A 9,419-nucleotide genomic window follows, 5' to 3' on the forward strand; every position below is an offset into this window, starting at 1 on the left:
CCCAGGCTGACGCCCTCGGGGGTGGTGGTCACCGGTCGACGCCTCCCATCACGGGGTCGATGGACGCGACGGCGACGATGACGTCGGCGACCTGGCCGCCCTCGCACATCGCCGCCATGGTCTGCAGGTTGGTGAAGGACGGGTCGCGGAAGTGGACCCGGAAGGGGCGGGTGCCTCCGTCGGACACGACGTGCACCCCGAGTTCGCCCTTGGGTGACTCGACCGCCGCGTACGCCTGTCCCGGCGGGACGCGGAAGCCCTCGGTCACCAGCTTGAAGTGGTGGATCAGGGCCTCCATGGAGGTGCCCATGATCTTCTTGATGTGGTCCAGGGAGTTGCCGAGGCCGTCCGGTCCGAGGGCGAGCTGGGCGGGCCAGGCGATCTTCTTGTCCTCGACCATGACCGGGCCGGGCTGGAGCCGGTCCAGGCACTGCTCGACGATCCTGAGCGACTGGCGCATCTCCTCCAGCCGGATCAGGAAGCGGCCGTAGGAGTCGCAGGTGTCGGCGGTCGGGACGTCGAAGTCGTACGTCTCGTAGCCGCAGTACGGCTGTGCCTTGCGCAGGTCGTGCGGGAGGCCGGCGGAGCGCAGGATCGGGCCGGTGGCGCCGAGGGCCATGCAGCCGGCCAGGTCGAGGTAGCCGACGTCCTGCATACGGGCCTTGAAGATGGGGTTCCCGGTGGCGAGCTTGTCGTACTCGGGGAGGTTCTTCTTCATCTTCTTCACGAACTCGCGGATCTGGTCCACCGCGCCGGGCGGAAGGTCCTGGGCGAGTCCGCCGGGCCGGATGTACGCGTGGTTCATGCGCAGGCCGGTGATGAGCTCGTAGATGTCGAGAATGAGTTCACGATCACGAAAGCCGTAGATCATGATCGTGGTGGCGCCCAGCTCCATACCGCCGGTGGCGATGCACACCAGGTGGGAGGAGAGCCGGTTCAGCTCCATCAGGAGCACACGGATGATCGAGGCGCGGTCGGGGATCTGGTCGTCGATGCCGAGGAGCTTCTCGACCGCGAGGCAGTACGCCGTCTCGTTGAAGAACGGCGTCAGGTAGTCCATGCGCGTCACGAACGTGGTGCCCTGCGTCCACGTCCGGTACTCGAGGTTCTTCTCGATGCCGGTGTGGAGGTAGCCGATGCCGCAGCGGGCCTCGGTGACGGTCTCGCCGTCGATCTCCAGGATGAGCCGGAGCACACCGTGGGTGGACGGGTGCTGGGGGCCCATGTTGACGATGATGCGCTCGTCGTCGGACCTCGCCGCGGTCTCGGCGACCTCGTCCCAGTCGCCGCCGGTGACCGTGTAGACGGTGCCCTCGGTGGTCTCGCGCGGAGTTGCGGTAGTCATTGCGGCCTCCCGAAGGGAGTCGTTGAGGGGCGGTGGTCGGGCGACGGGTGGGCGCTCATGAGTACGACCTCCGCTGGTCCGGAGCCGGGATCTGGGCGCCCTTGTACTCGACGGGGATGCCGCCGAGGGGATAGTCCTTGCGCTGCGGGAAGCCCTGCCAGTCGTCCGGCATCATGATCCGCGTCAGCGCGGGGTGGCCGTCGAAGACGATGCCGAAGAAGTCGTACGTCTCGCGCTCGTGCCAGTCGTTCGTCGGGTAGACGGCGACGAGCGACGGGATGTGCGGGTCGGCGTCGGGGGCCGAGACCTCCAGGCGGATCAGCCGGTTGTGGGTGATCGAGCGCAGGTGGTAGACGGCGTGCAGTTCGCGGCCCTTGTCGCCGGGGTAGTGGACGCCGCTGACGCCCGTGCACAGTTCGAAGCGGAGGGCCGGGTCGTCGCGGAGGGTGCGGGCGACGGCCGGCAGGTACTCGCGCTCGATGTGGAAGGTGATCTCCGCGCGGTCGACGACGGTCCTGTCGATCACGTTCTCGGGGACCAGACCCTGTTCCTCCAGGGCGCCCTCCAGTTCGTCGGCGACCTCGTCGAACCAGCCGCCGTAGGGGCGGGTGGCCGGGCCGGGGAGCCGGATGGAGCGGACCAGGCCGCCGTAGCCGGAGGTGTCGCCGCCCTTGTCGGCGCCGAACATGCCGCGCTGGACGCGGATCTCCTCGCCACCGTCGCCACGCTGACCGGGGAGGTTGGAGGCGGAGAGGTCCTTCTCCGGGTTGGGTCCGCCGTTGCCGTTCGCGGCGCTCATCGCAGCAGCCCCTTCATCTCGATGGTGGGGAGTGCCTTGAGCGCGGCTTCCTCGGCCTCGCGGGCCGCTTCCTCCGCGTTCACGCCGAGCTTGGACGTCTGGATCTTCTGGTGGAGCTTGAGGATCGCGTCCATCAGCATCTCGGGCCGTGGCGGGCAGCCGGGGAGATAGATGTCGACGGGGACGATGTGGTCGACGCCCTGGACGATCGCGTAGTTGTTGAACATGCCGCCGGACGACGCGCAGACCCCCATGGAGATCACCCACTTCGGGTTCGGCATCTGGTCGTAGACCTGCCGCAGCACCGGCGCCATCTTCTGGCTGACCCGGCCGGCCACGATCATCAGGTCCGCCTGGCGCGGCGAACCGCGGAACACCTCCATGCCGAAGCGCGCCAGGTCGTAGCGGCCCGCGCCCGTGGTCATCATCTCGATGGCACAGCAGGCGAGGCCGAAGGTGGCGGGGAAGACGGACGCCTTGCGCACCCAGCCCGCGGCCTGCTCGACGGTGGTCAGCAGGAAACCGCTCGGCAGTTTTTCTTCGAGTCCCATGGTCTTAAAGGCCCCTCAGTCCCATTCCAGGCCGCCGCGACGCCAGACGTACGCGTAGGCGACGAAGACGGTGAGCACGAAGAGCAGCATCTCCACGAGCCCGAAAACACCCAGGGCGTCGAAGGTGACGGCCCAGGGGTAGAGGAAGACGATCTCGATGTCGAAGACGATGAAGAGCATCGCCGTCAGGTAGTACTTGATGGGGAAACGCCCGCCGCCGGCCGGCGTGGGGGTGGGCTCGATTCCGCACTCGTAGGCCTCGAGCTTGGCCCGGTTGTAGCGCTTCGGGCCGATCAGACTGGCCATGATCACGGAGAAGATCGCAAAGCCTGCCCCGAGGGCTCCCAGTACGAGGATGGGCGCATAGGCGTTCACCGCTCCTCGCTCCTCTCAGTCGGCACTGACTGCTGGCGGTTGCGTGGACCGGCTCTCCGCCTCACCTGTCCCACGAACACCGCCCGTCCCGACGAAGATCGCGAACATGTGAAGCAGGTCACAAGCCCAACTGCCCCGCATCTTATGCCTGCGGGTCTGTGATCTGCGACACGGGGTGCGGCACCGAGTTTGTGATCTCCACCACCTGACGAAGGATCATGAAGTCGGATGAGCGGCGATCTTCATACACGAAGCGCCAGAGTGATCACCAGAAGTGACAATTTCGATCGTCGTCGCAGGTGAGAGAGGGCGTCTCTATATCAAGAGGGTTCCTCTGCATGCAAATTGGCGCTGGACGGGAGCGCTTGCTAGAGGCCGCGTTCACACATCAGTGGGAGGCGCGATGACGAATGTGGACGCGTGCACACATTCACGAGCGGGCACGACCGGCGATCATGAGCATGAAGCGACCGCGCCGGTGATCACTCTGTGACCTGCACCACATCGGATCGAGATCACCTGGGCCAGGCTTGGCCACTCGGTGCGATCGATGGTAAGCGCAGGGCAATTCGGACGTAATCACGAAAGCGCATGATCACGGGCCTGACCGGCCATGTCCACTTTGCCCGTTACGCCGTCAATAAAGAGTGACGCGCAGGGAATTTGGGGCGTCCGTTGAACAACTGTGGCGCACCACACGTTGCTTGAAGGTATGGAGGAGCCCCTGGTACCGCTAGTACCCATGTCCCACACCGCTCACATACGCAGCCACCGGAAGCCTCGCCGCAACGCGTCGTCCTCGATCGCGGTGCGCGCCGGAGTCGCCGGTGGCATCCTCAGCACCGTGGCAGTGGCCGGCGCGTCCGCGCAGGCCGTCGCCGCGGAGTCGGTGACGCAGACCCTCGAACTGCCCACCCTCACGGCCGACCTGGCCACGCAGGCAGCGCAGTCCGCGGACGCGACGCAGCAGATGGCGGCCGACTACCAGCTGCAGGCCGAGCGTGACGCGGCCGCGGAGGCGGCGGCCAAGCAGGCCGACAAGGACCTGGCGAAGGCCAAGAAGGAAGAGGCCCGCAAGAAGGCCGCCGAGGAGGCGGAGCGCAAGGCGGCCGCCGAACGCGCCTCGCGGGACAGCACGCGCACGACCCTCACCACGAACTCCGCCTCGACGGCCCCGCCGGCCAGCGGCAGCGTCGAGACGGTCATCTCCTTCCTCGAGGCCCAGCTGGGCGACGCGTACGTCATGGGCGCCACGGGGCCCAACGCGTGGGACTGCTCGTCGCTGGTGCAGGCCGCGTTCAAGCAGGTCGGCGTGAGCCTCCCGCGGGTCTCGCAGGACCAGTCGATGCAGGGCACGGACATCCCGCTGTCCCAGATCCAGCGCGGCGACATCCTGTACTGGGGCGGCAAGGGTTCCGCCTACCACGTGGGTGTCTACCTCGGTGGCGGCAAGTACCTCGACGCGGCGAACCCCTCCAAGGGTGTCGTCATCCAGGACCTGTCGGGCTACCCGGCGTCGGGCGCGGTGCGCGTGCTCTGAGCCGGTCGCCGACCGCTCGCCGTACGGAAGGGCCGTCCACCCCCTTTGGGGGCAGGCGGCCCTCCGGCATGCCCGCGCACGGGCCGTGGCGGGCCCTGGGAGGGCCGTTCGGGCCGGGACGAGGGTGCGCTGAGGGCCGAGGCGGCGAGAGCGCTCGTCGGCATGCTTCAGGCGTCCCGGCCCCACAACCGTTGACACTTCCGGGCGTTGCATGACGAAAGGGACGCGGGTGAAAGGGGCGCCGGTGACGGGGCGCCGGTGACGGGGCGCCGGTGAACGGCCCCGAAGGGCTCCGGGCCCCGGAGCTTTCGCGTCCGGGGCCCGGAGCGGGGCGTGTTCGACCCGTCAGGCCTTGGGGGCCACTTTCGAGAGGCCGTTGATGACGCGGTCCATCGCGTCGCCGCCGGTGGGGTCGGTGAGGTTGGCGAGGAGCTTCAGCGTGAACTTCATCAGCATCGGGTGGGTGAGGCCCCGCTGCGTGGCGAGCTTCATGATCTTGGGGTTGCCGATGAGCTTCACGAAGGCCCGGCCCAGCGTGTAGTAGCCGCCGTAGGTGTCCTTGAGGACCTGCGGATAGCGCTGGAGGGCGAGTTCGCGCTGGCCCGGGGTGGCGCGGGCGTGCGCCTGGACGATGACGTCGGCGGCGATCTGGCCGGACTCCATGGCGTAGGCGATGCCCTCGCCGTTGAACGGGTTCACGAGGCCGCCGGCGTCCCCGACGAGCAGCAGGCCCTTGGTGTAGTGGGGCTTGCGGTTGAAGGCCATGGGGAGGGCGGCACCGCGGATCGGGCCGGTCATGTTCTCCGGGGTGTAGCCCCACTCCTCCGGCATCGATGCGCACCAGGCCTTGAGGATCTCGCGCCAGTCGAGTTCCTTGAAGGCGGCGGAGGTGTTCAGGACGCCCAGGCCGACGTTCGACGTGCCGTCGCCCATGCCGAAGATCCAGCCGTAGCCGGGCAGCAGACGGTCCTCGCCCGGACCGCGCCGGTCCCACAGCTCCAGCCAGGACTCCAGGTAGTCGTCGTCGTGGCGCGGGGAGGTGAAGTACGTCCGGACGGCGACGCCCATGGGGCGGTCCTCGCGGCGGTGCAGGCCCATCGCGAGGGAGAGACGGCTGGAGTTGCCGTCGGCGGCCACCACCAGCGGCGCGCGGAAGGTGACTTCCTGCTTCTCACCCGAGTCCGGGTCGCCGAGCTTGGCCGTGACGCCGATGATGCGGCCCGTGCGGTCGTCGACGACGGGACCGCTCACGTTGCAGTTCTCGTGGAGGCGGGCGCCGGCCTTCTGGGCCTGGCGGGCGAGCTGCTCGTCGAAGTCGTCGCGCTTGCGGACGAGTCCGTAGTCGGGGTACGAGGCGAGATCCGGCCAGTCGAGCTGGAGGCGGACCCCGCCGCCGATGATCCGCAGCCCCTTGTTGCGGAGCCAGCCGGCCTCCTCGGAGATGTCGATGCCCATCGACACCAGCTGCTTGGTCGCGCGGGGCGTGAGGCCGTCGCCGCAGACCTTCTCCCTCGGGAAGCTGGTCTTCTCCAGCAGGAGCACGTCCAGCCCGGCCTTCGCCAGGTAGTACGCGGTGGTGGAACCGGCTGGCCCGGCCCCGACGACGATCACATCGGCGGTGTGTTCGGTAAGGGGCTGGGGCTCGGTCACGACGGGTTCTCCCCAAGAGATAGTTGGAGCACTGGAAGACCAGAAAACATGTGCCGACAGGCATCGGACATGGGCAGTCTATTCAGCGGAACCTGATCATCGGCTGAAGGGCTGCCCCTGTGAACCGAGCTCTGCCCGACGTACGGCTGCGCGTCCCCACCGACGAGGACGCCTTCGCGTGGCACCGGATCTTCGACGACCCCGACGTCATGGAGTTCCACGGCGGCCGGGCCGCCGAGCTGTCCGTCTACGAGGAGCTCACGGCGCGCCAGCGACGTCACGACGCCGAGTACGGGTTCTGCCTGTGGACCATGCTCGACGAGGACGGCCGGGCCATCGGCTTCACCGGCGCCCAGCCGTGGCCGCAGACCTGGGGGCCGGCCGGCGAGATCGAGATCGGCTGGCGGCTCGCCCGCGACCACTGGGGCAAGGGGTATGTGACGGCCGCCGCCCTGCTGACCCTGGAGCGGGTACGGGCGGCCGGCGTCCAGAACGTCGTCGCCATGGTCAACGCCCGCAACGAGCGCTCGATAGCGGTCACCCGACGACTGGGCATGGAGCTGGCGGAGACCTTCACGACGCCCGTCTCCCAACAGGTGGGCCACTGCTACCGGCTGGCCCTCTGAGCCGCCGACCGGCATTTCCAGGCCCACCCAACCCTCATTTCGTGACGCAGAGTAGCGATTTTCGGCAGATCGCCACGCACTGCTTCCGAATGGGCACCCCCGGCGGCTACCCTGCGGGTACCGCTGGGGGTGAACGTCTGTGCGCTTGACACCCAAGTCATTCGAAGTGCGTGTGCCTCGGTTCGTCGGTCTGATGGCCGTGGACGCGCGTGAGACGGCCGCGGCGAGCGGAGTCGGGCTGGCCGCCGGTGACCGGCCCGACGTCGAACTCGCCGTCGTGGACTACGTCGTACGGCAGTACCCGCCGCCGGGCGTCGAGGTTCCGCGAGGCGCGGTGGTGACCGTCTGGTTCGAGCTCGGCGACGACGGCGGGGGTGTGCGCGAACCCCGGCGCGGTGGCCCTCCCCCCGGGTTGCGCAGGGAGTTGGACGAGCCGGGGGAACCGTTCTCGCTGCGGCGATAGGTCCGCGGCGGCGCGGCGCGCCCCACCGCCGCGCCGGACCTCCCCTACTTCTGCAGGAACAGGATCGCGACCGCCGCTCCCCCGCCGACCACGAAGGCCGCCGCGATGGTGAGGATCCACATCAGCGCCCGGCCGCGCGGCTTCGCCACGGGCCCCGCCGGGAGCTGATGGCCGATCTCGACCATCGGAACCTCGTACGGCTCGACGGGCTGGGACGGGTGCGCCGCCGACTGGTCCTGCGGGGTCGGCCGGCTGTGCGGAGTCGGTTGACTGTGCGAGGTCGGTTGACTGTGCGGTGGTGGGTAGCTCTGCGGGGTCGGGTAGCTCTGCGGGGTCGGCTGGCTCTGCGGGGGCGGGTAGCTCTGCGAGGTCGACTGGCTCTGGGTCGGCTGGCTCTGGACCGGCGGCACCCCCTGCACCGGGCCGCCGTAGGCCGCGGGGCCGCTCGGCATCGCCGGGAACGGGGGTGCGAGCACGCCCGTGCGGGCCCCGGCCATCTGCACCAGATAGGGGGCCAGGAACGCCGCCGCGAAGATCCAGAGAAGGCCGAAGAGCATGGCCTCGGCGAGGTTGAGGCCCACGTCGACCTGGCCGGCGGCGGAGAGGCCGCCTCCGAAGTCGGTCGTGGCCGAGCCGGACGCCTCCATGCCGAAGCCGCTGATGCCGGCGAGCAGGAGGAAGAGGCCGAAGAAGACACCGGCGGCGAGGAGTTGCTCACCCCGGCCCGAGGACCGGCGGGCGGCCAGGACGCCGAGGACCAGGGCGCAGACCGCGCCGAGCGCCAACGCGCCCACGACCGCCCAGTCGTTGACGGCGTCACCCAGCTCGGACAGCCCGAACGACTCGCGTTCGAAGCCGCCGTAGGGGCTGGACCCGCCGAGGCCGTAGTCGCCGGAGGAGTCGCCCCCGTAGGAGCCGTCGCCGTAGGAACCGTTCCCGTACGAGTCGTCGCCGGACGACGAGTCGTTCCCGTACCGCGAACGGCCCGCCTCGCCCTCGACGGACGCTCCCCAGGAGATGCCGAGGAAGGTGACCGCGATGTTGGGCAGGATGAACAGCGCGATCAGCAGGGGATTGACGTCGTCCTCCCAGTCGGCCCGGAGGTCGTCACTCGACGCGAGGGTGATGAGGGCGACGAGCGAGCAGAGGGCGAGCACGATCGCCATGGCTCGTACGGCCGTTCCGGTCGCCCGGAACAGGGAGCGCGGGCCGGGGCGCACGGCCAGCCAGGCAGCGAGGTCGTCGCGTTGCAGCACCCCGCCCGAGACGGCGGCGGTGAGCACCAGCGCGCCGAGCGCGGCGAGCCAGGGGGACGTGGAGACCTCGGCGAGGGCGACGGTCGGCTGGGCGAACAGCCCGAGCAGCAGAACGGCGACGGTCACCAGCAGGGTGACGCGCAGGGCCGCTTCGAGCCCGGCGGAACGGCCAGGGACACCGGGTGCGCCGGGGCCGCCGGGGACGCCAGGTGCACCGGGAGTGCCAGGTGCACCGGGGACGCCGGGGGTGACGCCGCCGGGGACGGTCCAGCCGACGCCGGGTCCGGCGAAGCCCGCGTACCCGGCACGGGTCGCGAGACGGGTACGGAGTTGACGTACACCCAGGTACAGCGCGACGGCGAACAGGAGGGTCACCGTGAGCGGGACCAGGGTGAGGGTGAAGCCGGCCTCGATGGTCCGGAGTTCGCCGGAGTAGCCGCCGCCGGTCTCGGAGACCTCGAAGCCGCCGCCGACGCCCTGGAGGAGCGAGGCGAGGGCGATGCCCATGCGGTCCCCGAAGCCGACGATGTCCTCCTCGTCCTGGCCGTAGTCGGGGATGGCGAGGGCGACGGCGCTGCCGAGCAGGAACAGCACCGGCCAGAGCGCCGCGAGCGCCGACCCGGCCCAGTCACCGCGGAAGGCCCGCCCCAGGAAGGCGCCCAGCGGCGACGGGCGGGCGGGGACGGGCGCGAACTCGGGACGAGGTGGCGGCGGCCCGACGGGGGGCACGCCCGCGGCCGGCCCCGGCGGCGGTGGAGGCGTGCCGGGCGGGGCCGACGGAGGGGCGGCCGGTGGAGCGGCCCGGGGAGCGGCC

The 9,419-nt window shown here is 69.8% G+C and carries 9 protein-coding genes; 3 read left to right on the forward strand and 6 right to left on the reverse strand.

Going from position 1 to position 9,419, the window contains the following annotated elements; genetic code table 11:
* Positions 1–28 precede the first annotated feature (28 nt).
* The 4 genes from M8J73_RS40155 to M8J73_RS40170 are packed head-to-tail and all read right to left on the reverse strand — an operon-like array spanning position 29 to position 3,070.
* Positions 29–1,345 (reverse strand): NADH-quinone oxidoreductase subunit D, encoded by a 1,317-nt coding sequence (locus tag M8J73_RS40155; RefSeq protein ID WP_055539338.1) that lies wholly within the window; start codon positions 1,343–1,345, stop codon positions 29–31.
* A gap of 55 nt (positions 1,346–1,400) precedes the next feature.
* On the reverse strand, positions 1,401–2,144 hold the full coding sequence (locus M8J73_RS40160) for an NADH-quinone oxidoreductase subunit C (protein WP_055539337.1): 744 nt from the start codon (positions 2,142–2,144) through the stop codon (positions 1,401–1,403).
* The gene (locus M8J73_RS40165) at positions 2,141–2,695 is read right to left on the reverse strand and encodes a NuoB/complex I 20 kDa subunit family protein (protein ID WP_003998928.1); all 555 of its coding nucleotides are present in this window, start codon (positions 2,693–2,695) and stop codon (positions 2,141–2,143) included. Before M8J73_RS40165 ends, M8J73_RS40160 begins: the two co-directional genes overlap by 4 nt.
* Before the next feature lie 15 nt (positions 2,696–2,710).
* Positions 2,711–3,070 (reverse strand): NADH-quinone oxidoreductase subunit A, encoded by a 360-nt coding sequence (locus M8J73_RS40170; protein ID WP_005476348.1) that lies wholly within the window; start codon positions 3,068–3,070, stop codon positions 2,711–2,713.
* A gap of 712 nt (positions 3,071–3,782) precedes the next feature.
* Between M8J73_RS40170 and M8J73_RS40175 the strand changes: the two genes are divergently transcribed.
* Entirely contained in the window at positions 3,783–4,610 is an 828-nt protein-coding gene (locus M8J73_RS40175; protein WP_055539336.1) for a C40 family peptidase, read from the forward strand.
* Between the two features lie 345 nt (positions 4,611–4,955).
* Here the strand turns inward: M8J73_RS40175 and M8J73_RS40180 are convergent, their stop codons facing one another.
* Positions 4,956–6,260 (reverse strand): geranylgeranyl reductase family protein, encoded by a 1,305-nt coding sequence (locus M8J73_RS40180; RefSeq protein WP_055539335.1) that lies wholly within the window; start codon positions 6,258–6,260, stop codon positions 4,956–4,958.
* A 119-nt stretch (positions 6,261–6,379) separates the two neighbouring features.
* Here M8J73_RS40180 and M8J73_RS40185 point away from each other — a divergent pair, with 119 nt between their 5' ends.
* On the forward strand, positions 6,380–6,886 hold the full coding sequence (locus M8J73_RS40185) for a GNAT family N-acetyltransferase (RefSeq protein WP_055539334.1): 507 nt from the start codon (positions 6,380–6,382) through the stop codon (positions 6,884–6,886).
* A gap of 139 nt (positions 6,887–7,025) precedes the next feature.
* Positions 7,026–7,349, forward strand: a complete 324-nt coding sequence (locus tag M8J73_RS40190) for a PASTA domain-containing protein (RefSeq protein WP_055539333.1) — start codon at positions 7,026–7,028, stop codon at positions 7,347–7,349.
* 44 nt (positions 7,350–7,393) lie between these two features.
* Here M8J73_RS40190 and M8J73_RS40195 read toward each other — a convergent pair.
* Positions 7,394–9,419, reverse strand: a 2,026-nt coding sequence (locus tag M8J73_RS40195; RefSeq protein WP_249829739.1) for a hypothetical protein, incomplete at its 5' end; no start/stop codon positions are given.

The organism is Streptomyces neyagawaensis (genome assembly GCF_023516595.1).
Classification (GTDB): domain Bacteria; phylum Actinomycetota; class Actinomycetes; order Streptomycetales; family Streptomycetaceae; genus Streptomyces; species Streptomyces neyagawaensis.

Bases quoted from the DNA above. Each gene is read 5' to 3' on its own strand.
- M8J73_RS40155 (WP_055539338.1), bottom strand. From the start codon at position 1,345: ATGACTACCGCAACTCCGCGCGAGACCACCGAGGGCACCGTCTACACG.
- M8J73_RS40160 (WP_055539337.1), bottom strand. From the start codon at position 2,144: ATGAGCGCCGCGAACGGCAACGGCGGACCCAACCCGGAGAAGGACCTC.
- M8J73_RS40165 (WP_003998928.1), bottom strand. From the start codon at position 2,695: ATGGGACTCGAAGAAAAACTGCCGAGCGGTTTCCTGCTGACCACCGTC.
- M8J73_RS40175 (WP_055539336.1), top strand. From the start codon at position 3,783: ATGGAGGAGCCCCTGGTACCGCTAGTACCCATGTCCCACACCGCTCAC.